This window comes from Campylobacter showae CSUNSWCD (assembly GCF_000313615.1).
Lineage (GTDB): Bacteria > Campylobacterota > Campylobacteria > Campylobacterales > Campylobacteraceae > Campylobacter_A > Campylobacter_A showae_A.
The window spans coordinates 131,675-153,094 of the sequence record NZ_AMZQ01000007.1; the positions used below are offsets into that span (position 1 = coordinate 131,675).

Annotated in this window: 39 protein-coding genes; 38 read left to right on the forward strand and 1 reads right to left on the reverse strand. The window is 43.9% G+C overall.

The features are described 5' to 3' along the window. On the reverse strand, positions 1-1,095 hold the full coding sequence (locus CSUNSWCD_RS05345; protein ID WP_009494822.1) for an ATP-binding protein: 1,095 nt from the start codon (positions 1,093-1,095) through the stop codon (positions 1-3). Between the two features lie 156 nt (positions 1,096-1,251). On the opposite strand from CSUNSWCD_RS05345, the gene CSUNSWCD_RS05350 reads away from it, so the two are divergent. From CSUNSWCD_RS05350 to CSUNSWCD_RS11710, 38 genes are all read left to right on the forward strand, one after another. Continuing rightward, positions 1,252-1,899, forward strand: a complete 648-nt coding sequence (locus tag CSUNSWCD_RS05350) for a tetratricopeptide repeat protein (RefSeq protein ID WP_009494823.1) — start codon at positions 1,252-1,254, stop codon at positions 1,897-1,899. Positions 1,900-2,141: 242 nt separating this feature from the next. Beyond that, a complete protein-coding gene (gene rpsJ, locus CSUNSWCD_RS05355; RefSeq protein ID WP_002947121.1) occupies positions 2,142-2,453 on the forward strand; it encodes a 30S ribosomal protein S10 in 312 nt (103 codons plus the stop codon). Between the two features lie 14 nt (positions 2,454-2,467). Then, positions 2,468-3,046 carry a 50S ribosomal protein L3 gene (gene rplC / locus CSUNSWCD_RS05360; protein WP_009494825.1) on the forward strand — a complete coding sequence of 193 codons (579 nt, stop codon included), beginning with the start codon at positions 2,468-2,470 and terminating at the stop codon, positions 3,044-3,046. Next, on the forward strand, positions 3,043-3,657 hold the full coding sequence (rplD, locus tag CSUNSWCD_RS05365) for a 50S ribosomal protein L4 (protein ID WP_009494826.1): 615 nt from the start codon (positions 3,043-3,045) through the stop codon (positions 3,655-3,657). The genes rplC and rplD overlap by 4 nt, the downstream gene beginning before the upstream one ends. 1 nt (position 3,658) lies before the next feature. Continuing rightward, on the forward strand, positions 3,659-3,940 hold the full coding sequence (locus CSUNSWCD_RS05370) for a 50S ribosomal protein L23 (RefSeq protein ID WP_002953664.1): 282 nt from the start codon (positions 3,659-3,661) through the stop codon (positions 3,938-3,940). A gap of 1 nt (position 3,941) precedes the next feature. After that, positions 3,942-4,772, forward strand: coding sequence for a 50S ribosomal protein L2 (rplB, locus tag CSUNSWCD_RS05375; protein WP_009494827.1), 831 nt, complete (start codon positions 3,942-3,944; stop codon positions 4,770-4,772). Positions 4,773-4,774: 2 nt separating this feature from the next. Further along, positions 4,775-5,056 carry a 30S ribosomal protein S19 gene (gene rpsS, locus CSUNSWCD_RS05380; protein WP_009494828.1) on the forward strand — a complete coding sequence of 94 codons (282 nt, stop codon included), beginning with the start codon at positions 4,775-4,777 and terminating at the stop codon, positions 5,054-5,056. 9 nt (positions 5,057-5,065) lie between these two features. Beyond that, positions 5,066-5,398 carry a 50S ribosomal protein L22 gene (gene rplV / locus CSUNSWCD_RS05385; RefSeq protein ID WP_002947114.1) on the forward strand — a complete coding sequence of 111 codons (333 nt, stop codon included), beginning with the start codon at positions 5,066-5,068 and terminating at the stop codon, positions 5,396-5,398. Between the two features lies 1 nt (position 5,399). Next, positions 5,400-6,101: a 30S ribosomal protein S3 gene (gene rpsC / locus CSUNSWCD_RS05390; RefSeq protein WP_009494829.1), complete on the forward strand. Its 702-nt coding sequence runs from the start codon at positions 5,400-5,402 to the stop codon at positions 6,099-6,101. 2 nt (positions 6,102-6,103) lie between these two features. After that, positions 6,104-6,529 (forward strand): 50S ribosomal protein L16, encoded by a 426-nt coding sequence (gene rplP / locus CSUNSWCD_RS05395; RefSeq protein ID WP_002947109.1) that lies wholly within the window; start codon positions 6,104-6,106, stop codon positions 6,527-6,529. Continuing rightward, positions 6,516-6,701, forward strand: coding sequence for a 50S ribosomal protein L29 (rpmC, locus tag CSUNSWCD_RS05400; protein WP_002953667.1), 186 nt, complete (start codon positions 6,516-6,518; stop codon positions 6,699-6,701). Before rplP ends, rpmC begins: the two co-directional genes overlap by 14 nt. A gap of 10 nt (positions 6,702-6,711) precedes the next feature. After that, positions 6,712-6,963 carry a 30S ribosomal protein S17 gene (gene rpsQ, locus CSUNSWCD_RS05405; RefSeq protein ID WP_009494830.1) on the forward strand — a complete coding sequence of 84 codons (252 nt, stop codon included), beginning with the start codon at positions 6,712-6,714 and terminating at the stop codon, positions 6,961-6,963. Next, positions 6,963-7,331, forward strand: coding sequence for a 50S ribosomal protein L14 (rplN, locus tag CSUNSWCD_RS05410; RefSeq protein ID WP_002947105.1), 369 nt, complete (start codon positions 6,963-6,965; stop codon positions 7,329-7,331). The genes rpsQ and rplN overlap by 1 nt, the downstream gene beginning before the upstream one ends. Next, entirely contained in the window at positions 7,331-7,567 is a 237-nt protein-coding gene (gene rplX, locus CSUNSWCD_RS05415; protein ID WP_002943173.1) for a 50S ribosomal protein L24, read from the forward strand. The genes rplN and rplX overlap by 1 nt, the downstream gene beginning before the upstream one ends. Positions 7,568-7,569: 2 nt before the next feature. Beyond that, the gene (gene rplE, locus CSUNSWCD_RS05420) at positions 7,570-8,115 is read left to right on the forward strand and encodes a 50S ribosomal protein L5 (protein ID WP_002953670.1); all 546 of its coding nucleotides are present in this window, start codon (positions 7,570-7,572) and stop codon (positions 8,113-8,115) included. Between the two features lies 1 nt (position 8,116). Next, positions 8,117-8,302 (forward strand): type Z 30S ribosomal protein S14, encoded by a 186-nt coding sequence (locus CSUNSWCD_RS05425; protein WP_002941532.1) that lies wholly within the window; start codon positions 8,117-8,119, stop codon positions 8,300-8,302. Between the two features lie 9 nt (positions 8,303-8,311). Then, a complete protein-coding gene (gene rpsH, locus CSUNSWCD_RS05430) occupies positions 8,312-8,707 on the forward strand; it encodes a 30S ribosomal protein S8 (RefSeq protein ID WP_009494831.1) in 396 nt (131 codons plus the stop codon). 632 nt (positions 8,708-9,339) lie between these two features. Then, the gene (gene rplF, locus CSUNSWCD_RS05435; protein ID WP_009494834.1) at positions 9,340-9,876 is read left to right on the forward strand and encodes a 50S ribosomal protein L6; all 537 of its coding nucleotides are present in this window, start codon (positions 9,340-9,342) and stop codon (positions 9,874-9,876) included. A 10-nt stretch (positions 9,877-9,886) separates the two neighbouring features. Beyond that, positions 9,887-10,243 (forward strand): 50S ribosomal protein L18, encoded by a 357-nt coding sequence (gene rplR, locus CSUNSWCD_RS05440; protein WP_009494835.1) that lies wholly within the window; start codon positions 9,887-9,889, stop codon positions 10,241-10,243. Between the two features lie 11 nt (positions 10,244-10,254). Then, on the forward strand, positions 10,255-10,698 hold the full coding sequence (rpsE, locus tag CSUNSWCD_RS05445) for a 30S ribosomal protein S5 (protein ID WP_002943402.1): 444 nt from the start codon (positions 10,255-10,257) through the stop codon (positions 10,696-10,698). 9 nt (positions 10,699-10,707) lie between these two features. Further along, a complete protein-coding gene (gene rplO, locus CSUNSWCD_RS05450; protein ID WP_009494836.1) occupies positions 10,708-11,109 on the forward strand; it encodes a 50S ribosomal protein L15 in 402 nt (133 codons plus the stop codon). Next, a complete protein-coding gene (gene secY / locus CSUNSWCD_RS05455) occupies positions 11,109-12,371 on the forward strand; it encodes a preprotein translocase subunit SecY (protein ID WP_034964415.1) in 1,263 nt (420 codons plus the stop codon). The genes rplO and secY overlap by 1 nt, the downstream gene beginning before the upstream one ends. Further along, positions 12,371-13,129 (forward strand): type I methionyl aminopeptidase, encoded by a 759-nt coding sequence (map, locus tag CSUNSWCD_RS05460; RefSeq protein ID WP_009494838.1) that lies wholly within the window; start codon positions 12,371-12,373, stop codon positions 13,127-13,129. The genes secY and map overlap by 1 nt, the downstream gene beginning before the upstream one ends. A 125-nt stretch (positions 13,130-13,254) precedes the next feature. Continuing rightward, positions 13,255-13,473, forward strand: coding sequence for a translation initiation factor IF-1 (gene infA, locus CSUNSWCD_RS05465; RefSeq protein WP_002943098.1), 219 nt, complete (start codon positions 13,255-13,257; stop codon positions 13,471-13,473). 156 nt (positions 13,474-13,629) lie between these two features. Further along, positions 13,630-13,743 carry a 50S ribosomal protein L36 gene (gene rpmJ / locus CSUNSWCD_RS11015; RefSeq protein ID WP_002947091.1) on the forward strand — a complete coding sequence of 38 codons (114 nt, stop codon included), beginning with the start codon at positions 13,630-13,632 and terminating at the stop codon, positions 13,741-13,743. A 3-nt stretch (positions 13,744-13,746) separates the two neighbouring features. After that, a complete protein-coding gene (gene rpsM / locus CSUNSWCD_RS05470; RefSeq protein WP_009494839.1) occupies positions 13,747-14,115 on the forward strand; it encodes a 30S ribosomal protein S13 in 369 nt (122 codons plus the stop codon). A gap of 9 nt (positions 14,116-14,124) precedes the next feature. Further along, the gene (gene rpsK, locus CSUNSWCD_RS05475) at positions 14,125-14,517 is read left to right on the forward strand and encodes a 30S ribosomal protein S11 (RefSeq protein WP_002947090.1); all 393 of its coding nucleotides are present in this window, start codon (positions 14,125-14,127) and stop codon (positions 14,515-14,517) included. Positions 14,518-14,539: 22 nt separating this feature from the next. Then, positions 14,540-15,166: a 30S ribosomal protein S4 gene (gene rpsD, locus CSUNSWCD_RS05480; protein ID WP_009494840.1), complete on the forward strand. Its 627-nt coding sequence runs from the start codon at positions 14,540-14,542 to the stop codon at positions 15,164-15,166. A gap of 14 nt (positions 15,167-15,180) precedes the next feature. Continuing rightward, complete coding sequence (locus tag CSUNSWCD_RS05485; RefSeq protein ID WP_009494841.1) at positions 15,181-16,194, forward strand: DNA-directed RNA polymerase subunit alpha; 1,014 nt, start codon at positions 15,181-15,183, stop codon at positions 16,192-16,194. An 11-nt stretch (positions 16,195-16,205) separates the two neighbouring features. Beyond that, the gene (rplQ, locus tag CSUNSWCD_RS05490; protein WP_009494842.1) at positions 16,206-16,562 is read left to right on the forward strand and encodes a 50S ribosomal protein L17; all 357 of its coding nucleotides are present in this window, start codon (positions 16,206-16,208) and stop codon (positions 16,560-16,562) included. A gap of 478 nt (positions 16,563-17,040) precedes the next feature. After that, the gene (locus tag CSUNSWCD_RS05495) at positions 17,041-17,310 is read left to right on the forward strand and encodes a NifU family protein (protein WP_009494845.1); all 270 of its coding nucleotides are present in this window, start codon (positions 17,041-17,043) and stop codon (positions 17,308-17,310) included. Then, a complete protein-coding gene (locus tag CSUNSWCD_RS05500; protein ID WP_009494846.1) occupies positions 17,303-17,848 on the forward strand; it encodes a hypothetical protein in 546 nt (181 codons plus the stop codon). The genes CSUNSWCD_RS05495 and CSUNSWCD_RS05500 overlap by 8 nt, the downstream gene beginning before the upstream one ends. Then, complete coding sequence (locus CSUNSWCD_RS05505; RefSeq protein WP_009494847.1) at positions 17,832-19,124, forward strand: UDP-N-acetylmuramoyl-L-alanyl-D-glutamate--2,6-diaminopimelate ligase; 1,293 nt, start codon at positions 17,832-17,834, stop codon at positions 19,122-19,124. Before CSUNSWCD_RS05500 ends, CSUNSWCD_RS05505 begins: the two co-directional genes overlap by 17 nt. A gap of 235 nt (positions 19,125-19,359) precedes the next feature. Further along, positions 19,360-19,707 (forward strand): aspartate 1-decarboxylase, encoded by a 348-nt coding sequence (gene panD, locus CSUNSWCD_RS05515; protein WP_009494849.1) that lies wholly within the window; start codon positions 19,360-19,362, stop codon positions 19,705-19,707. A gap of 97 nt (positions 19,708-19,804) precedes the next feature. After that, positions 19,805-20,014: a hypothetical protein gene (locus tag CSUNSWCD_RS11275; protein ID WP_157788739.1), complete on the forward strand. Its 210-nt coding sequence runs from the start codon at positions 19,805-19,807 to the stop codon at positions 20,012-20,014. Next, on the forward strand, positions 19,951-20,184 hold the full coding sequence (locus CSUNSWCD_RS05520) for a hypothetical protein (protein ID WP_009494850.1): 234 nt from the start codon (positions 19,951-19,953) through the stop codon (positions 20,182-20,184). The genes CSUNSWCD_RS11275 and CSUNSWCD_RS05520 overlap by 64 nt, the downstream gene beginning before the upstream one ends. 384 nt (positions 20,185-20,568) lie before the next feature. Further along, positions 20,569-20,910: a hypothetical protein gene (locus CSUNSWCD_RS11705; RefSeq protein WP_009494852.1), complete on the forward strand. Its 342-nt coding sequence runs from the start codon at positions 20,569-20,571 to the stop codon at positions 20,908-20,910. Continuing rightward, complete coding sequence (locus CSUNSWCD_RS11710) at positions 20,907-21,161, forward strand: 4Fe-4S binding protein (RefSeq protein ID WP_009494853.1); 255 nt, start codon at positions 20,907-20,909, stop codon at positions 21,159-21,161. Before CSUNSWCD_RS11705 ends, CSUNSWCD_RS11710 begins: the two co-directional genes overlap by 4 nt. Positions 21,162-21,420 lie beyond the last annotated feature (259 nt).

Sequence of the window (21,420 nt, forward strand, 5' to 3'; positions counted from 1 at the left end):
TTATATGCCTAGCGCCCAGCGAGAAAACGGCGCGACCTCGCATTTTATGCCCTCTATGCTCGTCTTTCCCGAGTTTGCCACGCTGATTGCTTGTAGCCTATTTATACCTAAAATTTTTAAATTTGCGTGCAGTTTTTTAAATTTTAAAAAGACCAAATCCGCATCGCTAAACGGCGAGCAAATGATCGCAAGTTTCCTTTTTGGCAGGAAAAAATTAAGCTCTTTTGTATAAAAAATCCGTTCGTTAAATTTGGCCAGCTCGCAAAAAACCGTGTTGTTAAAGTTTTTAGCGAAGTCCTTTTTTAGGCTTAGCGCGCTTTTAAACGCAAAGTCGTTAAAATAAAGCCTTTTTGCGGCGTTTGGTTCGTTAAATTTCTCTACCAGGCTAACCGCGCTCATGTTTTCTAGCTCGCTAAGTGCGCCGTAAACGCTATCTTTTGAGATTTTTCTCGTGGATTTTAACGTGCTAAAAATCTCAAAGACGCTCACATTTTGCGCCTGAGCTTTCGCGCACTCTTTTAGTACGGCTAGCTGTGTGGCAGAGAGTGAGGATTTTAGCGCGGTTTGTAGATTTGCCGCGACGTTTTCGGCGTCGCCAAAGGCCGACGCTGGGCTTCTGCCGTGAAGTAAAAAGTGGCTAAAAAGCGTCTCTGGATCGATCTTTTTCGAAAAAAATGCGATAAACTCCTCGTAGTCTAAAAAATCCAAATTTAGCTCGCTAAAACCGCTCAAATTTGCATCTTTAAACCGCGAAGCGACGATAAAATTTGATAAATTTAGCTCCAAAATCGGTTCAAGTTTTTCCTGAAATCTCTGCTCGAAATCATCGATCGCTAGAATTTTTATCTGCGGATTTTGGCGTAAAAAATCTGGCAAATTTGACAAAATCTCATCCGCATCTATGCGCAGATCGCCTAAATTTATGTACAAAAACTCTTTGCTCTCAAATGCCGACAAAAAGCCCGCGATCAGCGAGGTTTTGCCGCTTCCTATGCCGCCTTTTATCAGCGTTTTTGGCGCTGTGATCTCAAATTTTCTATTTATAAATTTGATGTTTTTTGGTGAATTTTGGTAGAGCGCGGTTAGAGTTTGCATTTTTTGCCTTTTAAATTTGGAAAATTATAGCAAAGTTTCCTTGTAAAGAGGAAGATAGTTAAAATTTGATGTCAAAAAACAAGGGTAAATTTAACGATTTTTAAAAAAAGGGGGGGGTATAGAATGCGTTAAATTTTTATTTGAAAGGCGGATATTATGAAAAAAATTACGGTTTTTGGCCTAATGTTAATAAGCGCTTTGGCGATAGACAATCCGATGGCAAATATACTAAAGGACTATGAAAACAAGTGTAATGCCGGGGACGAGATGGCATGCGGCGTGGCGGGCGGAGTTTATGATTTTGCCTTCGAGGCGTACGGGGTAAAGCAGGACTACGGCAAGGCGATGAAATTTTATAAAAAGGGCTGCGATAATGGAAACTACAGGTCGTGCAATAATCTAGGCTTTATGTACGAAAATGAAAAAGGCGTAAAGAGGGACTACAAAAAAGCGTTTGAGTTATATACTAAGTCTTGCGACATCGGAAACGACGCGCTCGGTTGTAGAAATCTCGGATTTTTGTATATCAATAAGCATGTTTCAGGCATAAATGAGAAGCAAGCGTTTTGGGAAGGAATTGGGCGTGTTGAAAAAAGTTGCGACATCACGCCGGATTTTACTGCTTGCAGCTTTTTGGGCGATGTATACTTAAGAATAAATGAAAAAAACGACGCAATGAAATATTATCAAAGAGGATGTACTACTGGGGCTACCGATAATGTTGTTCAATCTTTTGAAGAAGGCGTTAAACTTTGGCAACTAACCTGCGCAATGTACGAGCTTTTAAAACAAGGCTCAAGGTAATTTTAAAATTTGGACATGGTTTTAATCTGTCCAAATTCTCCCAAAATCAAATCTAAATTTCCAGCATCAAATTTTCAGCCAAATTTACAAAAGCTTCCTTATAAAAAGGAAATAATTTTATTAAATTTCATCAAATTCGCTCAAAATATTGACATTAAAAAGCCATTTGGATAAAATCCGAGTCTCTTACACAAGTAAGAAGTGTCGTATGTTTGCGACAAGTTCTATTCAAAGGAAAGAAAATGGAAAGAATCAGGCTTAAGCTTAAAGCTTATGACCATAGAGTTCTCGACCGCACAGTTGCAGCCATAGTAGAAGCTGTCAAACGAACGGGCGCCGACGTCAGAGGTCCGGTGCCGATGCCTACGAAGATCAAACGCTACACGGTCTTAAAATCACCACACATCAACAAAGACTCACGCGAGCAGTTTGAAATGAGAATTCACGCTAGAATGCTAGATATCGTAGCGGCTACGCCCGATACCGTCGACTCGCTAACAAAGCTTGACTTAGCCCCTGAGGTTAACGTCGAAGTCCGCGCGATGGGCAAATAAAGGCGAGGTGAAAGATGGAATATATCGTAGAAAAAATAGGCATGAGCAGAACGGTTAATAACCCGAGCATCCCTGTTACGCTTCTAAAGGTCGTAAACGCTAAAGTTTGCGAAGTGAGCGAATGCGGCAGCGCGATAGTAGCTTATGCTAAAGGTAAAGCAAAAAATAAAGCCATAGAGGGTCAGCAAAAAAAATATAGCCTAACGGCGGAATTTAATAAATTCGCAACCCTACAAGTCGCCAATAAAGAGGCGGGCGATCTTGATTTTAGTCCGCTTAGCTCGGCTAAAATTTTAAAAGTTAGCTTTAGCTCAAAAGGTAAAGGCTATCAAGGCGTCGTGAAAAGACACGGCTTTGCCGGAGGTCCGAAAAGTCACGGTTCTCGCTTCCACAAAAGACACGGCTCTATCGGTAACCGCGAGTGGCCGGGACGCGTTCAGCCTGGTATGAAGATGGCCGGACACACCGGAAATGAAAAAGTTACCGTTAAAAATGAGATCGTAAGCTTTGATGTCGAAAACGGAATTTTGGTTTTAAAAGGCAGCGTCGCTGGCTATAACGGTGCAATGGGCAGAATAAGGATAGTAAAATGAGTAAAGTTTGCGTATTAAACGAAAAATTTGAAAAAGCTAGCGAGCTTGATCTACCGGCTAATTACGCCCAGATCAATCCGCACAACCTATATCTTTACGTTAAGTCTTATTTGTCCGGTATGCGTTCAAATTCGGCTCACACTAAAACCAGAGCTTTCGTAAGCGGCGGCGGTAAAAAACCGTGGAGACAAAAAGGTCGCGGCGGTGCTAGAGCGGGCTCAACCAGAACTAACGTCTGGGTAGGCGGCGCGGTGGCGTTTGGTCCGAGCAACGAGCGAAACTACTTCCAAAAGGTCAATAAAAAGCAAAAAAGATTGGCGCTTGAGTTCGCGCTAAACGAAAAAGCTAACGCGGGTAAAATTTTCGCGGTAGATAGCATAGAGATCGCAAGCGGTAAAACTAAAGACGCGGCTAAAATAATCAGCGCGTTAAATTTGAGAGACGCTTTGGTTGTAAAAGATCTGCTTGACGACAACACGCTATTGGCGTTTAGAAATCTATCAAACTGCTATCTAATCGATGCGAGCGAGATAAACGCTTACTTAGTGGCGACTTACGGTGCCGTCGTTATCGAGAAGGCCGCACTTGAAACTATAATAAAAGAGGGCTGAAATGGCAGATATAACTGATATCAAAACGATTTTATATACGGAAAAAACTCTCGGTCTTCAAGAGCAAGGCGTAGTTGTTATACAAACTTCGCCTAAGATGACTAAAAATAGGCTGAAAGAAATTTTGAAAGAATATTTTGGGGTAACGCCGCTTCGCGTAAATTCGCTTAGAATCGACGGAAAAGTTAAGCGTTTCAAAGGAAGAGAAGGACAACGCAACGAGATAAAGAAATTTTACGTTCAGTTGCCTGAAGGCTCAAGCCTAGAAAACACGGAGGCGTAAGATGGCGATAAAAACCTATAAACCTTATACACCTAGCCGCAGATTTATGACGGGCCTATCAAGCGAAGATATCACTGCTAAACCTAGCGTGAGAAGCTTGCTTGTAAAGATCCCTGTAAGCGGCGGTAGAAATAGCAACGGAAGAATAACTTCTAGACATAAAGAAGGCGGAGCGAAGAAACTTTATAGAATCATTGACTTTAAACGCCGCAAATTCGGTATCGAAGGTAAAGTCGAAGCTATCGAGTACGATCCGAACAGAAACTGCCGAATTGCGCTTATCGCTTATAAAGACGGCGAAAAACGCTACATCATCAGACCAAACGGACTAAATGTTGGCGATATCGTAGCAGCAGCCGAGACAGGTCTAGACATAAAACCTGGCAACGCGATGAAACTAAGAAATATTCCGGTTGGTACTATCGTGCACAACGTGGAGTTAAAACCGGGCAAGGGCGCTCAGATGGCTCGTTCAGCCGGCGGCTACGCTCAGCTAATGGGTAAAGAGGAAAAATACGTAATGCTTCGCTTGCCAAGCGGCGAGATGAGACAAGTACTCGCAGAGTGCATGGCTAGTATCGGCGTAGTAGGTAACGAAGATTGGGCGAACGTAACTATCGGTAAAGCCGGACGTAATCGCCATAGAGGTATCCGTCCTCAAACTCGCGGTTCTGCGATGAACCCAGTAGATCACCCGCACGGCGGTGGTGAGGGCAAGAAAAACTCAGGCCGTCATCCTGTTACTCCATGGGGTAAACCGACTAAAGGTGCTAAGACTCGCCGCAAGAAGGCTAGCGATAAGCTTATAATTTCAAGAAGGAAAGGTAAATAGAGATGGCAAGATCACTCAAAAAAGGACCTTTTGTCGATGAGCATGTAATGAAAAAAGTCGTTGCCGCTAAAAAGTCTAACGACAACAAGCCGATAAAAACATGGTCTAGACGCAGCACGATAGTGCCTGAAATGATAGGCCTAACGTTTAACGTTCATAACGGCAAGAGTTTCATTCCAGTATACGTTACGGAAAACCACATCGGATATAAACTAGGCGAATTTGCTCCTACGCGCACATTTAAGGGTCACAAAGGCTCAGTGCAAAAGAAAATCGGTAAGTAAGGGGATAAGATGAGCAAATCAATTATTAAATTCGTAAGACTATCTCCGACTAAAGCCAGACTAATCGCAAGAGAAGTACAAGGCATGAACGCCGAATTTGCACTAGCTAGCCTTAGCTTTATGCCAAACCGCGGCGCCAAATTTATCGCTACGGCTATCAGCTCAGCGGTAGCTAACGGTGGATTCGAGCCTGAAGAGGTTATCGTGACAAGCTGCCGTGTAGATGCGGGCCCAGTATTAAAAAGATTTAGACCGCGAGCGAGAGGAAGCGCAAGCAGAATCCGCAAACCGACTTCTCATATCTTAGTAGAAGTATCTAAACCTGAAAAGAAGGAAGCGTAATATGGGTCAGAAAGTAAATCCGATAGGTCTAAGACTAGGAATAAACCGCAACTGGGAGTCAAGATGGTTTCCTGCTAAAGGAACTTTGGCTGAAAATATCGGCGAAGATTACAAAATTCGCGCTTTCTTGAAAAAGAAACTTTACTACGCGGGCGTTTCTCAAATTTTGATCGAGAGAACCGCTAAGAAAATCCGCGTAACCGTCGTAGCAGCTCGCCCTGGTATTATCATCGGCAAAAAAGGCTCTGACGTAGAGAAGCTTAAAGAGGATATCCAAAAGCTGATCAACAAAGAAGTAAACGTAAATATCAAAGAAGAAAGAAAAGCTCAAGCTTCGGCTCAACTAGCTGCGGAAAACGTAGCTATGCAGCTTGAAAAACGCGTTGCATTTAGACGTGCAATGAAAAAAGTTATCCAAGGCGCTCAAAAATCAGGCGCTAAAGGTATCAAAATTTCAGTTGCTGGACGTCTTGGCGGTGCAGAAATCGCTAGAACAGAGTGGTACTTAGAGGGTCGCGTTCCGCTTCACACCCTAAGAGCCAAGATCGATTACGGCGTTGCTGAAGCGCATACGACTTATGGAAACATAGGTATAAAAGTGTGGATATTTAAAGGCGAGGTTCTTCAAAAAGGCGTTCAACCTGAAAAGAACGAAGAAGAAAAAGCCGATAAAAAACCGCGCAGAGCAAGAAGAGGTAAATAATCATGTTGATGCCAAAACGAACTAAATTTCGCAAACAGATGAAAGGCAGAAACCGCGGTAAAGCTACTCGCGGCGCTGATCTTGCTATGGGCGAGATCGGAATCAAAGCCGTAGAAGCAGGCCGCGTAAATTCGCGCCAGATCGAAGCGGCTCGTGTGGCTCTAACTCGCCACGTAAAACGCCAGGCTAAAACTTGGATCAGAGTTTTCCCAGATAAGCCGCTAACCAAAAAACCTCTACAAACTCGTATGGGTAAAGGTAAAGCCGGAGTCGAAGAGTGGGTTATGAACATAAAACCAGGTCGTATAATAGTCGAAATGGCGGGTGTAGATGAGGAATTAGCGCGTGAAGCTCTAACTCTAGCTATCCACAAACTTCCGTTTAAGACTAAAATCGTAACGCGAGAGAGTGAAAATGAAATATACTGATATTAAAGACAAAAGCGTTGCAGAACTTAACGCGTTATTGAAAGAGAAAAAGGTGCTTTTATTTACTTTAAGACAAAAGCTAAAAACTATGCAGCTAAGCAACCCTAACGAGATTAGCGCCGTCCGCAAGGAAATAGCGCAAATCAACACTGCAATTAGCGCTTCAAAGTAAGGGGTGAGAAATGGCATTAAAAAGAGAAATTCAAGGTGTCGTTTTACAAAAGGCCGGCGATAAGACGGCTACGATTTTGGTTGAGAGACGCGTTATGCACCCAAGATACCACAAATTCGTAAAACGCTTTAAAAAATATATGATTCACGACGAAAAGAACGAAACAAAAGCGGGCGATACGGTCGTAGCTATCGAATGCAGACCGCTAAGCGCGAGAAAATCTTTCCGATTAAAGACTATTTTAGCGACGGGGGTTGAGTAATGATACAATCTTTTACGAGGCTTACAGTCGCCGACAATAGCGGCGCGAAAGAGCTAATGTGTATTAAGGTTTTGGGCGGCAGCAAGAGAAGATACGCGACGCTTGGCGACGTTATCATCTGCTCAGTTAAAAAGGCGCTTCCAAACGGCAAGATCAAAAAGGGTCAAGTGGTAAAAGCGGTCGTCGTTAGAACTAAAAAAGAGGTTCAAAGAGATAACGGCTCGCTAATCCGCTTTGACGAAAACGCAGCCGTCATCCTAGATAACAAACGCGAGCCTATCGGTACTCGTATCTTTGGACCGGTCGGCCGTGAGGTTAGATACGCTAACTTTATGAAAATCGTTTCGCTTGCTCCGGAGGTGTTATAATGGCTAACGTTAAATTTAAAGTAAAAAAAGGCGATACCGTTAAGATCATCGCAGGCGACGACAAAGGTAAAACAGGTAAAATTTTATCCGTCCTAGCCAAAAAAGGACAAGTCATCGTCGAGGGCTGCAAGGTAGCTAAAAAAGCTATAAAACCTAGCGAAAAGACCCCAAACGGCGGCTTTATCAATAAAGAGATGCCTATTGATATCTCAAACGTTGCAAAAGTTGAGGGCTGAAAATGAATAGATTAAAAGCTAAATATAACGAGGTCGTAAAGCCTGCTTTGGCTAAAGAATTCGACATCAAAAATCCTATGCTAATCCCTGCGATCGAAAAGATCGTGATAAGCGTAGGCGCTGGCGAATCTGCTAAAGATCAAAAGCAACTTCAAAACATCGCCGATACTATTTCGCTAATCGCCGGACAAAAAGCTGTTGTTACCGACGCTAAAAAATCGGTTGCGGGCTTTAAAGTGCGCGAGGGTTTCCCTGTCGGTGTAAAAGTAACGCTTAGAAAAGAGAATATGTTTGCGTTTTTGGACAAGTTAATCTCTATCGCGCTACCGAGAGTTAAGGACTTTAGAGGCCTTCCAAAAGACGGTTTTGATGGACGTGGAAACTACAACTTCGGTCTTGACGAGCAGCTAATGTTCCCAGAGGTCGAGTATGATAAGATTTTACGCACTCATGGTATGAATATAGTTATAGTCACGACGACAAACAGCGACAAAGAGGCATTCAAATTGCTTGAGCTATTTGGTTTGCCGTTTGCGAAAGGAAAGTAATATGGCGAAAAAATCAATGATAGCAAAGGCTGCCAGAAAGCCTAAATTTGCGGTTCGCGGCTATACGAGATGCCAAATTTGCGGACGTCCGCATTCGGTTTATAAAGATTTTGGAATTTGCCGCGTATGCCTAAGAAAAATGGCTAACGAGGGACTAATCCCGGGTCTAAAAAAAGCAAGCTGGTAAGGAAGAGAAATGTTAAATGACTTAATTTCAGACGGACTAACTCGCATTAGAAACGCCGCAATGAGAAGACTTGAAACTACAAAGCTTCTTCATTCAAACGTCGTCGAGGCTACTTTATCTATCCTTGCGGCTAAAGGCTATATCGAGAGCTACAACGTTGTAGAAGAAGATAAAAAGAAATTTATAAACGTAGTTCTAAAATACGACGAGCACGGCAGAAGCGTGATTAACGAGCTTAAGCGCGTATCAAGCCCGGGTCGCCGCGTTTATAAGGGAAAAGACGAGATCAAGAGATTTAAAAACGGCTACGGAACGATCATCGTTAGCACCAGCAAAGGCGTTTTGAGTAACGAAGAAGCTCACAAAGCTGGCGTAGGCGGCGAAATACTCTGCTCTGTGTGGTAATGGACAACAACGATGCGGGACATCGTTGTTGCATCCTTGAAAATGTAATCTAATTCGGTAGGCTTGTCGTGTTTGCGACGGGGTAGCGTTTTGGATTACCTTGAAATAAAGTTTGAATTGATGGGCTTATTTTTGTAGCAAGACGTCAATTCGACATCATTAAAATGTAGTCTGATTCGGTAGGCTTGTCGCATTTATGACGGGGTAGCGTTTTAGATTACCTTAAAAAGAAGCTTGAAGCGGTGAGCTTGCTGGATTTACAGCAGGGGCATCGTTTTTGAATCTTTAAAATGAAATTTGACTAGGCATCTTTTTGTAGTTTATAAAATTTACGAAAAACTTCCGCCGTCAAATTTATAAAATTTAAAAATGGAAGCTCAAATTTAAAAAGCTTCCCAAATTTAGCTCGATATGCAAATTTATCCAAATTTGCCAAAGCTAAATTTAAAAACGACGATGTCAAATTTGACGCCAAATTTTAGGAAGTAGATCCAAAAAAAGCAAGTCAAATTTGACGAGAAAATTAAAGTGTTTGAAGCGGTTTTTATCGCTTCGATTCATTTCTATTTTTATGGTATTGCGGTATCCATTCGTAAAAGTAGACATACCCTAGACAAGTAAAAAGGAAAAAAATGTCACGTATAGGAAAACAGCCGATAGCTATTCCAAGCGGAGTAGAGGTCAGCGTAGAAGGCAACGTCCTTAAATTTAAAAAAGGCGCTCATTTAAAAGAGCTTGACACAAAAGGGCACGTAGACGTTAAAGTCGAGGATGCTCACATAGTATTTTCTCCAAAGAGCGACGAGAGACAAGATAGAGCCTACTGGGGCACTTATAGAGCGCTTGCAAACAATATCGTCATCGGCATTACAAAAGGCTTTACTCGCCAGCTTGAGATCAACGGCGTTGGTTACAAAGCCGCTGCTAAAGGCCAAGTGCTTGAGCTTACTTTAGGATTTTCTCACCCGATAAATCACGAAGTGCCAAAAGGCGTTGAAATCAGCGTAGAGAAAAACATCATAACTATCAAAGGCGACGATAAGCAAGTTGTTGGCCAGATCGCGGCGCAAGTCAGAGCGTACAGACCGCCTGAACCGTATAAGGGCAAAGGCGTTAAATACGTAGAAGAGCGCATCATCCGCAAAGCCGGTAAGACATCTAAGAAGTAAGGGATAGATAATGACAGCAAATGTATTAAAAAGAAAACTCACTCTTAGAATCAAGAGAAAAAGAAGAATCAGAGCCAAAATTTCCGGCACTGCGGTATTGCCTAGAATTTCTATCTTCAAATCAAACAGAACTCTTTACGTTCAAGCTATCGACGACGTAGCGGCCGTAACTATAGCGGCAGCCGACGGCAGAAAACTAGGCATAAAAGCAAACAAAGAAGGTGCCGTAACTTTGGCTAAAGAATTTGCAAAAACTCTAAAAGCTAAAAAAGTAGAAACGGCATTATTCGACAGAAACGGCTATTTGTATCACGGAGTCGTAGCGGCTTTTGCAGACGCATTACGTGAAAACGGTATCAAACTATAAGGAAAATCGCTATGGAAAAATATAACAGAGAAGAATTCGAAGAAGTAATGGTTGATATCGGCCGCGTTACAAAGGTCGTAAAAGGCGGTCGTAGATTTAGATTTACGGCTCTTGTCGTAGTAGGAAACAGGAACGGCCTAGTAGGCTTTGGCTTCGGTAAAGCAAAAGAGGTGCCGGACGCTATGAGAAAAGCCGTCGACGACGCGTTTAAAAACATCATCGAGGTAAAAAGAAAAGGCTCGACTATACCTCACGACGTAGAAGTTAAATTTAACGCTAGCCGCGTTTTACTTCGCCCTGCTAGCGAAGGTACGGGCGTGATCGCGGGCGGTAGTGCTCGTCCTATTCTAGAGCTTGCGGGCATCAAGGACATCCTAACAAAATCGCTTGGCTCAAACAACTCGGCAAACGTCGTTCGCGCTACTTTAAAAGCGCTAAGTATGCTTAAAGGCTAAGGAGAAGATATGGGACTAGAAAATTTAAAACCTGCCGAGGGCTCGACTAGACAAATCAAAAGACTAGGTCGCGGTCAAGGTAGCGGTCAAGGTAAAACCGCTGGTAAAGGACACAAAGGTCAAAGAGCTAGAAAAGGCTACAATGAGAAAAGAGGCTTCGAGGGCGGTCAGCAACCGCTTCAAAGACGCCTTCCAAAAGTAGGCTTTACTTCTAAATTTGAGAAACCTTACGTAATCAACGTAGAAAAAATCGTTGCGGTAAAAGAGCTAAGCGAGATCACTATCGCTACTATCGCTACCGTGCATAAAATTTCAAGCAGCGTCAAGAAAATCAAATTGATCGGAGTGAGTGCGAAAGATTTGGCTTCGAAAATCAAAGACGAGAACGTAACCGTTAGCGGACGTGCGTAATGAATAAGACATTGACCAACAAGATTTTAATCACGTTGGCATTTTTATTTGCTTACAGGATACTGGCATACGTGCCGGTTCCTGGCGTAAACGTCAATGTTATTAAAGAGTTTTTCGATTCGAATTCCTCAAATGCACTGGGACTATTTAATATGTTCAGCGGTAAGGCCGCAGAGCGCCTCAGTATCATCTCTCTAGGCATTATGCCATACATCACGGCATCGATTATTATGGAGCTTTTAGCGGCTACTTTCCCAAATTTGGGCAAGATGAAAAAAGACCGCGACGGCATGCAAAAATATATGCAGATCATCCGCTATGCCACTATCGGTATCACGCTTGTTCAAGCAGTAGGCGTTAGTATGGGGCTTCAGAGCCTTCACGGTAGAGGTGGAGAGGACGCGATAATGATAGATATGAATTTATTTATCGCGATTGCGGCAGCTTCGATGTTAACTGGAACTATGCTTTTGATGTGGATAGGCGAGCAGATCACTCAGCGCGGTATCGGCAACGGTATCAGCCTTATTATCTTCGCGGGTATCGTTAGCGGCATACCTTCAGCCATCGGCGGAACGGTAAATTTGGTAAATACGGGCGAGATGAACTTTCTTGTAGTTATCGTAATTTTGCTTGTTATCTTGGTCACGGTAGGTATAGTTATCTACGTCGAGATGGGCGAGAGACGCGTACCGGTGAGCTATTCGCGTAAGGTAGTGATGGAAAATCAAAACAAACGCATTATGAACTATATACCTATCAAGGTAAATTTAAGCGGCGTTATTCCTCCGATTTTCGCCAGTGCGATTTTGATGTTCCCAAGTACCATTTTGCAGGCCAGTACAAATCCTTATATCCAAGCTATTCACGATTTTTTAAATCCAAATAGCTATTTTTTCAACTTTTTGACGTTCTTGCTGGTCGTATTTTTTGCATATTTTTACGCTTCGATCGCGTTTAATGCAAAAGATATCAGCGAAAATTTAAAAAGGCAGGGCGGCTTTATTCCGGGCATTAGACCGGGCGAGGGCACTGCGGGTTATCTAAACGAGGTCGCATCAAGGCTAACATTTAGCGGCGCGATTTACCTCGGTCTTATCTCGACGCTTCCTTGGGTGCTCGTTAAAATTATGGGCGTTCCGTTTTATTTCGGTGGCACGTCGGTACTGATCGTAGTTTCTGTTGCGCTTGATACGATGCGAAGGATAGAAGCTCAAATTTATATGAACAAATATCAAACTCTAAGCGCGGTAGGCTTGTGATGGCTATAACCATTATGCAGCCAAACGACATAGAGAAAATGCGAGCGGCGAATAAAATCGTCGCTCAAACCCTCGATTACGTAGAAAGTGTGATCAAGCCTGGTATTTCACTGCTCGAAATAGATAAAATTTGCGACGATATGATAAGGGCTGCGGGCGCAAAGCCAGCGTTTAAGGGGCTTTACGGTTTTCCAAACGCAGCTTGCATAAGCGTAAATGAAGTAGTCATCCACGGTATCCCAAATGAGTACAAACTACAAGAAGGCGACATAGTAAGCGTTGATATCGGCTCAAATTTGAACGGATATTTCGGCGACTCGGCTAGAACTTGGGGCGTGGGTCAAATTTCGCGTGAAGACGAAAAGCTGATCGCTTGCGCCAAAGACGCGTTATACTTTGCGATAGATACCGTAAAAGCGGGAATGCACTTTAAAGAGCTTAGTTTTGAAATCGAGAAATTTATAAGAGCTCGCGGATTTGTTCCGCTAACGGGGTTTTGCGGTCACGGCATCGGTAGACGCCCGCATGAAGATCCGCAAATTTTAAATTATTTAGAAGGCGGGAGCCCAAAATCGGGACCAAAAATCAAAAACGGAATGGTATTTTGCGTGGAGCCGATGATTTGTCAAAAAGACGGCACTCCGGTGATCGGTCCCGACAAATGGAAAGTAACTAGCAAAGACGGGCTAAGAACCAGCCACTACGAGCACTGTATGGCTGTCGTGAACGGACGAGCAGAGATTTTAAGCCTGGCGTAAAATTTTAAATTTTACAAATCGCTTGCGCGACTTGTAAATTTTAAAATTTTAATTTGTGGTGAGTTAAAATTTTAATTTCAAACTTCCGCCGAGTGGCGAAAGTAAATTTAACAAAAAGGAGTTAAGTGGCAAAAGACGACGTCATAGAGATCGACGGCAACGTTATCGAGGCGCTGCCAAACGCGACGTTTAAGGTCGAGCTCGACAACAAACATGTGATTTTGTGTCACATTGCGGGCAAGATGAGGATGCATTATATAAAAATAATGCCTGGAGACCGCGTAAAGGTGGAACTAACGCCTTACAGTCTGGATAAGGGTAGGATAATTTACCGCCATAAGTAAATTAAAAGCTAAATTTGGCTATACTCAGCCCTTTGCGACAAATTGCTGTATGAAGAATTGTTTTCAAAGCCCACCACTTGTTTTGAAAATAGTTGGTTTAAAATTTCGTTAAACCTGATGCAGCCTAAAAGTGGAATAAATTTTTAGGAGACAAGAATGAAAGTTCGTCCTTCTGTAAAGAAGATGTGTGACAAGTGCAAAATTGTCAAGCGCCAAGGCGTAGTTCGCATAATCTGCGAAAATCCAAAACATAAACAAAGACAAGGATAAAGCATGGCACGTATCGCAGGTGTGGATTTACCAAAGAAAAAGAGAATCGAATACGGTTTGACCTATATTTACGGTATCGGTCTTTACAAATCTCGTCAAATTTTAGACGCTACTAAAATTTCTTACGATAAAAGAGTAAATGATCTAACCGAAGACGAAGCCGCAGCTATCCGCAAAGAGATCCAAGAGAATCACGTGGTGGAAGGTGACCTTAGAAAAAGCGTCGCTATGGATATCAAGGCTCTTATGGACTTAGGAAGCTACCGCGGTCTAAGACACAGAAAAGGTCTTCCGGTGCGCGGTCAAAAGACTAAAACAAACGCTAGAACTAGAAAAGGCAAGCGCAAAACAGTCGGCGCTGCGACTAAATAAGGATAAGCGATGGCAAAAAGAAAAGTAGTTAAAAAGAAAATTGTAAGAAAAAGTATAGCTAAAGGTATCGTTTATATAAGCGCGACTTTTAACAATACGATGGTAACGGTTACCGATGAGATGGGAAATGCTATCGCTTGGAGCAGTGCCGGTGGACTAGGCTTCAAAGGAAGTAAAAAATCAACTCCTTACGCAGCCCAACAAGCAGTCGAGGACGCTCTAACTAAAGCAAAAGAGCACGGTATAAAAGAAGTAGGCATCAAAGTACAAGGTCCTGGCAGCGGCAGAGAGACCGCAGTCAAGAGCGTAGGTGCGGTAGAGGGCATAAAAGTAACGTTTTTAAAAGATATAACCCCGCTTCCGCATAACGGTTGCAGACCGCCGAAACGCCGCCGCGTATAATTAGAAATTTAGGAGAATTATTATGGCTAGATATAGAGGACCCGTTGAAAAATTAGAAAGACGTCTTGGTGTGTCTCTTGCGTTAAAAGGCGAAAGAAGACTTGCCGGTAAAAGCGCTTTAGAAAAAAGAAATTATGCACCAGGTCAACACGGACAAAGAAGAAGCAAGATAAGCGAATACGGCTTACAGCTTCGTGAAAAACAAAAAGCTAAATTTATGTACGGCATTAGCGAAAAGCAATTCCGCCGCCTATTCCAAGAGGCTGCTCGCCGCGAGGGAAATACCGGTGCGCTTTTGGTGCAGCTTTTGGAGCAAAGACTAGATAACGTAGTTTACAGAATGGGCTTTGCGACTACTCGCCGTTTTGCTCGTCAGCTAGTTACTCACGGACATATTTTGGTAAACGGCAAGAGAGTAGATATTCCTTCTTACAGAGTTCAAGCGGGTTCTAAAGTAGAAGTTATCGAAAAATCTAAAAACAATCCGCAAATTGTTCGCGCGATCGATCTTACGGCGCAAACCGGCATCGTAGCTTGGGTCGACGTCGAAAAAGATAAAAAATTCGGAATTTTCACAAGAACTCCGGAAAGGGAAGAAGTCGTCATTCCTGTCGAGGAAAGATTCATAGTAGAGCTTTATTCGAAATAATAAGGGGTATAACGATGAGAAAAATTACCACATCAGCTTATATGCCTACCGAAATTTCAGTAGAGAGTATAAGTGAGAATGTCGCCAAAATAACCGCGTATCCGTTTGAGACGGGCTATGCAGTTACTTTGGCTCATCCTCTAAGACGACTTTTATATAGTAGTACGGTTGGATTTGCGGCTACGGGCGTCAAGATAGAGGGCGTATCTCACGAATTTGATTCGATGAGGGGCATGCTCGAGGACGTAGCGCAGTTTATTATAAATTTAAAAAATATCCGCTTTAAACTAAAAAATGAGTCTGAGCGCGAAGTGGTTGAGTATTCGTTTAAAGGTCCAAAAGAGATAAAAGCCGGCGATCTAAAAAACGATGTCGTAGATGTCGTAAATCCAGACGCTTATCTCGCGACCATAAACGAGGATGCGGAGCTTAAATTTTCGGTAATCATCCAAAAAGGTATCGGATACGTCCCAAGCGAGGAGATAAGAGATAATACTGAAGAGGGCTACATAGCCCTTGATGCTTTCTTTACGCCTGTTAAAAAAGCAGTTTACGAGCTAGTAAATGTCCTTGTTGAGGATAATCCTGACTACGAGAAGATTATTTTCACGGTTACGACAGATGGACAAGTGGGCGCGATCGAGGCGTTTAAACATGCTATCGAGGCGATGTATCAGCAGATGTCGGTGTTTAAAGGTGTTTTAAATATCGACGTTTCAGCAGGTCTAAATGCTCAAGCTTCTGGTAGCGAGCATGCAAAGTTGCTTCAAAGCATAGAAGAGTTAAATTTGAGTGCTAGAAGCTCCAACTGCCTTGATAAAGCCGAGATTAGATTTATCGGCGAGCTTGCTTTGATGGATGAAAACGAGCTAAAAGAACTTAAAAATTTAGGTAAAAAATCTCTTGATGAGATCAAAGCCGTTATGCAAGAGATTGGATATCCGGTTGGCGGCGACCTAGGCGGCGGTAAAGAGCAACTCAAGAAAAAAATCGCCGACCTAAAATCACAAATGAGTGCAAAAGAGTAAAAGGAACATAAATGAGACACGGTCACGGATACAGAAAACTAGGTAGGACGTCGGCTCACCGCTCGGCTCTACTTAAAAACTTAGCTATCGCTATCATCAAAAGCGAAAAGATAGAGACGACCTTGCCTAAGGCAAAAGAGTTGAGAAGCTATATCGAAAAACTAATCACTAGAGCTAGAAAAGGCGACAGCAACGCTCACAGAGCAGTTTTTGCTAGCTTGCAGGATAAAGAAACTACGAACAAGTTGGTAAGTGAGCTTGCTCCAAAATTCGTAGGTAAAAACGGTGGATATACGCGCATCGTTAAGACTCGCGTTCGCCGAGGCGATGCCGCTGAGATGGCTTATATTGAGCTAATCAAAGAATAATTTTTAGAGAGCTTCGGCTCTCTTTTATTTTCAAATTTACTCACCATAATTACTTCAAAATCTACTTTTTCTTTTTAATTAAATTTATTTGCTTGCCTATTATTGACGGTTTTTCATATATACTAAAATATTAAAATTCACAGCAAGTTTAAAATAATGTATAGAGTTCTAATCTTCGTCGTAGTTTTACTGATAAATTTGCTTTTAAAAGATTTGCTTACAAATAAGCGCTCGGCATGCCAAATCCAAAAATATCTTAAAGGTTTTGTATATATGACCGCACTTGTATGACTTTTACTTATTATGCTTTTTTGTACTTAAACGGCCACTGTGCTTTTTTAAATTTGTTTTTATACCAGCACCCTATGGCCTTAATATCAAAATTTAACCAAGTTAAAAATAACCGCAAAAACGCCAAACTCATTGCGTATTTAAAATTTTATCTGCTATAATATCTCAAAAATTTAAAAGGTTAAAAATGATCCCATTTACCGACGAAGAGCTACTAAAGCCCGTAAAAGCGAGCTTACAAAAGGTTTTGCCTATGCTTGAAAACGACGGCGGAGGCATAGAGCTGCTAGGCATCAAAAACGGCAAAATTTACGTCCGCCTCACCGGCCACTGCCACGGGTGCGCAGCCAGTTCGACCACGCTAAAATACGGCGTCGAGCGTCAACTGCGCATAGATATCCATCCTCAGCTAGAGGTCGTAAACATCCCTATCGGCGAGGAAGTTAAATTTGATTGATTACAAAAAGGCGGGCCTAAAAGCGTTTAACAAGGGCGAATTTGAGGCCGCCGCGAGCTATTTTTCGCTTGCATACGATAAAAAGCCAGACAAAAAGCTGCTTTTCCTCATTATGCTTTGCTCGCTTGCTAAGATTCGCCGCGATGAGGCAATGACGCTTTTTGAGATATTTAAGCTAAAAGACAAGCTCGGCATGAGTCCGGACGAGCTAGAGGAAATTTTAGGCGCGCTTGAGGCAAAATTTAGCGACGACGAGAGTCTTGAGGAGCAAAATGCGATCAGCTACGCCGATTTTATGGAAGCTGTTAGGCGCGGCGGATTTAAAAGCACCTTCGAGGACATCATGTTTTCCACGCGCGTGATGATCGATAACCGCGACGATTTCCTCGAGTTCTTGCAAAATCTTATCAAAAACGACTTCATCGAAATGGGGCTAAACTACATCGAGACCGCAGCTGTGATGTTTGCCGGCGACGAACGACTAATCGCACTAGCTCGCGAAATCAACAAAAAGGCCGAAAGTGAAAATTTACGTTAAAGAAGGTTTTGTTACCGACAACTCAAACGAATGCGAAGCGGGTTGCTATTTCGTTAAAACGGCGACGAACGCCAAATTTGAAGCAGGCGCCCTGGCGAAGGGTGCAAAAATCATAAATTTGAGCGAATGCAAGCAGCTACTAGGTATCGACGAGAGTATCAAAATCATCGGCATCACGGGCACGAACGGCAAAACCACGACCGCGGCGGTTATCTATGCTACGCTACTAAATTTAGGCTACGGATGCGGCCTGTGCGGCACTCGCGGCGCCTTTATAAACGGTGAACGCATAGATGATAAGGCGCTAACGACGAGCGAAATTTTACGCACGCTTAGCTACCTAAAATCCGCTAGCGAGCGCGGTTGCGAGTACTTCGTGATGGAGGCTAGCTCGCACGCCATCGCGCAAAAACGTATCGAGAGTCTGGAATTTGCGATGAAAATTTTTACGAATTTGACTCAAGACCATCTCGACTACCACGGCACGTTTGAGGAGTATGCGCGCGTAAAGAGCGAGTTTTTCGCAGATGACGCGCCAAAGCTCATAAACATAGACGACCGCGGCGGGATCAAATTTAACCCAGCAAATGCCCTAACTTACGCGCTTCATGCGGACGCGGACTTTGCGCCAGGCGAGTATTCGCTAGAGGGCGGTATCCATGGGGTACTAAAGACTCCTCGCGGACAGATGGCGCTAAGCTCAAATTTGCACGGCGAATTTAACCTTTGTAACCTCATCGCGGCCGTCGCTTGCGTCGCAACGCTGACTGATAGGCCGCTAGAGCAGATCGCACGCGCTGCGTCGAAATTTGACGGCGTCGAGGGGCGTATGGAGGTCGTTAGTCGCGACCCGCTCGTGATTGTGGACTTTGCGCACACTCCAGATGGCATCGAAAAGGTGCTAAACGCATTGCGCCATCGCAAGATCGTCGCCGTTTTTGGCGCGGGCGGCGATAGAGACCGCACCAAACGCCCAAAAATGGGTGCGATAGCGCAAAAATACGCGCACAGACTCGTCGTCACCAGCGACAATCCCCGCAGCGAAGAGCCTGAAAGCATCATCGCCGAGATCTGTGGCGGCCTAGAGATGAACGAGCGCGTAAAATGCATCGCAAACCGCAAGGAGGCGATCAAATATGCACTTGAAAGCCTCGCGCAAGACGAAATTTTAGTAATTTTAGGCAAGGGCGACGAGACATATCAAGAGATCAAAGGCGTAAAGTACCCGTTTAGCGATAAGCAAGTAGTGCGTGAGATTTTGGATGAGCGTACCTAAATCTACGGATAAAACGGCGACGAAACAAAGGCAAATTTGAGTAAAATCGCCTTTGTTTGCACCAAAAATCTGCTTATTTGCTGAGCGGCGTCAAATTTGCCGCTCATCTAAACGCTGCTAATTTCAAATTTAATCACAAATTTAACGCCGGATTTTATCGTAGCGAGCAAGCAAAAATGAATCGCCGCGGCCAAATTTATAGTATAATTTTTCTAAAAAATACAAAGGATAGCCGATGAGAATCGAAATTTTATCAAGCAAAATCCACCGCGCGCGCGTGACGGACGCCAATCTAAACTACGTGGGCTCGGTCACGATCGGACCCGAGCTTATCGAGGCTGCAGGGCTTTGCGAATACCAAAAAGTCGAAATCCTAAACGTCAATAACGGCGAGCGCTTCGCTACATATGTGATCCGTGGCGAGAAAAAGGGTGAGATCTGCCTAAACGGCGCGGCCGCGCGCAAAGTCTGCGTCGGCGACATCGTCATCATTGTGGCCTACGCACTTCTTAGCGCCAAAAAAGCGAGAGATTTCGAACCAAAAATCGTGCAGGTAAACGCGCAAAACGAGATCGTAAAATAGCATGGTATCGCGCCTTGAGGGGGCTTTTCGCCTCGCCGCATCACTACGAAAAATATAAAGCGCAGCTGGGTAAAATAGCTTAGTTTGCTTCGGCTTTATGAGGGACGCAAAATGGCGCAAGACCTTTTTGGCGATCTGCGCCAAAGGTTCGCCCGCGAGGCAGTGCGAGATCTATGAAATCCTTGGCTCCTGCGTGAATGAGATCAGATTCGCCTTGCCCGCCGCAGACTATGGGCAAGGCATTTGCGACGGCTACATCTCGCAGAGCCTCAGAGCGGGCGAAAAGCCCACCCTGAGGCTCAGATAGAATACATAGAATTTGCGAAATTTTACGACTTCGTAAGCCGCGGCGCGCTGCTACCGCCTGAGCACAAAAGCCAGGGCCTTGATGCCATAGCGCGCTATTTAGAGCGCCTCGGTAAATTTGAGATGGAGCCTGGCGAGCAAAGTTTAGAAATTTACGGCCACAAACGCTAGATTTTATACTGAATTTCTTTTGACCTGGTTAAATTTGCCTTATGCGACGCCTGGTAAAATTTGGGCAAAGCACGCGGCAGATATTTTGCAAACGAGCGAATTATTCAAAATTTTGCCAGCTTTTGGCGTTAAATTTGCCGCGGTCGGTAAAATTTGGCGAAAATGGGCAAAACTTGCGCCTAAATTTAAAAGGATTCGCAAAATGATAGCGATTTATTTTGCTCTACGGGCAACACGAAGTATTGCGTGTAGAGATTTATAGAGCGTCTGGGCGGCGATATCCTCGCAGTTTCTATCGAGGATGAAGCCTGCGGCGAGCTATTAAAACACCATGACGACGTCATTCTCGCCTATCCAGTTTACTTTAGCGACCTGCCGCAGATCGTGCGCGAGTTTATTTGCAAAAACAGCGCGAATTTCCGCGGCAAAAACGTCTTTATCATCACTACGATGGAGATTTTTGGTGGCGATGGAGCGGGCTGCGCGGCTAGGATCTTAGGGCGGGCGGGCGCGAAGATAACGGGTGGCACACACGTGAAAATGCCCGCGTTTATCCTCGATGTGGCGATTTTTAGCTATTTGGCGCAGAAAAACGAGCGCCTTATAAATGATGCAAACGCCAAGCTGCAGCGCGTCGCGCGGGCATCTGCCGCAGGCAACCCGCCGCAAGAAGGTCTAGGCGTGCTTGCCGTATTGCGGGGCTTTTGGGACAGCGGCTGTGGATGAAAATTTGGGACAAAACGCCCTTTGCTAGGCGCAAACCGAGCCTCGATACGGCGCGGTGCAGTGGGTGTGGCGAGTGCGTAAAATCCTGTCCGATGCAAAATATAAAAATCGCGCACGGCAAGGCGAGATTTGGCGAGCGCTGCACGCTTTGTTACAGATGCGTGAACAAGTGCAGGCAAAAGGCGATAACGATCCTTGGCAAGGCGGTAAATCTGGAAAAATCGGTCGCGGCGGGGTTCAAAGATATCTGAGACGCATTCGTTTGCATGGGTCTCAGCTCCGCGATAGTTTATTTTGTCTCGCTTTACGTGTGGCTTTTAAAATTTGCCGAAATGATCTAAATTTAGCGCCCGCCGCGCCCACGCTACCTTAAATGCTTTTTTAGCTCCGTGATTTGCCACTTAACTTCGTCTATTATCTATGGCAAATTTCTCAAATTTGCAGAAAAGTCCACGCTAGAAAACTACGCAGGCACGCTTGCAGTAAATCAAAACAGATCAAAACGCGTGC

Excerpts from the sequence above, each read along its gene's own strand:
- CSUNSWCD_RS05345 (WP_009494822.1), bottom strand. The coding sequence starts at position 1,095 with ATGCAAACTCTAACCGCGCTCTACCAAAATTCACCAAAAAACATCAAA.
- CSUNSWCD_RS05350 (WP_009494823.1), top strand. The coding sequence starts at position 1,252 with ATGAAAAAAATTACGGTTTTTGGCCTAATGTTAATAAGCGCTTTGGCG.
- rpsJ (WP_002947121.1), top strand. The coding sequence starts at position 2,142 with ATGGAAAGAATCAGGCTTAAGCTTAAAGCTTATGACCATAGAGTTCTC.
- rplC (WP_009494825.1), top strand. The coding sequence starts at position 2,468 with ATGGAATATATCGTAGAAAAAATAGGCATGAGCAGAACGGTTAATAAC.
- rplD (WP_009494826.1), top strand. The coding sequence starts at position 3,043 with ATGAGTAAAGTTTGCGTATTAAACGAAAAATTTGAAAAAGCTAGCGAG.
- CSUNSWCD_RS05370 (WP_002953664.1), top strand. The coding sequence starts at position 3,659 with ATGGCAGATATAACTGATATCAAAACGATTTTATATACGGAAAAAACT.
- rplB (WP_009494827.1), top strand. The coding sequence starts at position 3,942 with ATGGCGATAAAAACCTATAAACCTTATACACCTAGCCGCAGATTTATG.
- rpsS (WP_009494828.1), top strand. The coding sequence starts at position 4,775 with ATGGCAAGATCACTCAAAAAAGGACCTTTTGTCGATGAGCATGTAATG.
- rplV (WP_002947114.1), top strand. The coding sequence starts at position 5,066 with ATGAGCAAATCAATTATTAAATTCGTAAGACTATCTCCGACTAAAGCC.
- rpsC (WP_009494829.1), top strand. The coding sequence starts at position 5,400 with ATGGGTCAGAAAGTAAATCCGATAGGTCTAAGACTAGGAATAAACCGC.
- rplP (WP_002947109.1), top strand. The coding sequence starts at position 6,104 with ATGTTGATGCCAAAACGAACTAAATTTCGCAAACAGATGAAAGGCAGA.
- rpmC (WP_002953667.1), top strand. The coding sequence starts at position 6,516 with ATGAAATATACTGATATTAAAGACAAAAGCGTTGCAGAACTTAACGCG.
- rpsQ (WP_009494830.1), top strand. The coding sequence starts at position 6,712 with ATGGCATTAAAAAGAGAAATTCAAGGTGTCGTTTTACAAAAGGCCGGC.
- rplN (WP_002947105.1), top strand. The coding sequence starts at position 6,963 with ATGATACAATCTTTTACGAGGCTTACAGTCGCCGACAATAGCGGCGCG.
- rplX (WP_002943173.1), top strand. The coding sequence starts at position 7,331 with ATGGCTAACGTTAAATTTAAAGTAAAAAAAGGCGATACCGTTAAGATC.
- rplE (WP_002953670.1), top strand. The coding sequence starts at position 7,570 with ATGAATAGATTAAAAGCTAAATATAACGAGGTCGTAAAGCCTGCTTTG.
- CSUNSWCD_RS05425 (WP_002941532.1), top strand. The coding sequence starts at position 8,117 with ATGGCGAAAAAATCAATGATAGCAAAGGCTGCCAGAAAGCCTAAATTT.
- rpsH (WP_009494831.1), top strand. The coding sequence starts at position 8,312 with ATGTTAAATGACTTAATTTCAGACGGACTAACTCGCATTAGAAACGCC.
- rplF (WP_009494834.1), top strand. The coding sequence starts at position 9,340 with ATGTCACGTATAGGAAAACAGCCGATAGCTATTCCAAGCGGAGTAGAG.
- rplR (WP_009494835.1), top strand. The coding sequence starts at position 9,887 with ATGACAGCAAATGTATTAAAAAGAAAACTCACTCTTAGAATCAAGAGA.
- rpsE (WP_002943402.1), top strand. The coding sequence starts at position 10,255 with ATGGAAAAATATAACAGAGAAGAATTCGAAGAAGTAATGGTTGATATC.
- rplO (WP_009494836.1), top strand. The coding sequence starts at position 10,708 with ATGGGACTAGAAAATTTAAAACCTGCCGAGGGCTCGACTAGACAAATC.
- secY (WP_034964415.1), top strand. The coding sequence starts at position 11,109 with ATGAATAAGACATTGACCAACAAGATTTTAATCACGTTGGCATTTTTA.
- map (WP_009494838.1), top strand. The coding sequence starts at position 12,371 with ATGGCTATAACCATTATGCAGCCAAACGACATAGAGAAAATGCGAGCG.
- rpmJ (WP_002947091.1), top strand. The coding sequence starts at position 13,630 with ATGAAAGTTCGTCCTTCTGTAAAGAAGATGTGTGACAAGTGCAAAATT.
- rpsM (WP_009494839.1), top strand. The coding sequence starts at position 13,747 with ATGGCACGTATCGCAGGTGTGGATTTACCAAAGAAAAAGAGAATCGAA.
- rpsK (WP_002947090.1), top strand. The coding sequence starts at position 14,125 with ATGGCAAAAAGAAAAGTAGTTAAAAAGAAAATTGTAAGAAAAAGTATA.
- rpsD (WP_009494840.1), top strand. The coding sequence starts at position 14,540 with ATGGCTAGATATAGAGGACCCGTTGAAAAATTAGAAAGACGTCTTGGT.
- CSUNSWCD_RS05485 (WP_009494841.1), top strand. The coding sequence starts at position 15,181 with ATGAGAAAAATTACCACATCAGCTTATATGCCTACCGAAATTTCAGTA.
- rplQ (WP_009494842.1), top strand. The coding sequence starts at position 16,206 with ATGAGACACGGTCACGGATACAGAAAACTAGGTAGGACGTCGGCTCAC.
- CSUNSWCD_RS05495 (WP_009494845.1), top strand. The coding sequence starts at position 17,041 with ATGATCCCATTTACCGACGAAGAGCTACTAAAGCCCGTAAAAGCGAGC.
- panD (WP_009494849.1), top strand. The coding sequence starts at position 19,360 with ATGAGAATCGAAATTTTATCAAGCAAAATCCACCGCGCGCGCGTGACG.
- CSUNSWCD_RS11275 (WP_157788739.1), top strand. The coding sequence starts at position 19,805 with ATGAGGGACGCAAAATGGCGCAAGACCTTTTTGGCGATCTGCGCCAAA.
- CSUNSWCD_RS11710 (WP_009494853.1), top strand. The coding sequence starts at position 20,907 with ATGAAAATTTGGGACAAAACGCCCTTTGCTAGGCGCAAACCGAGCCTC.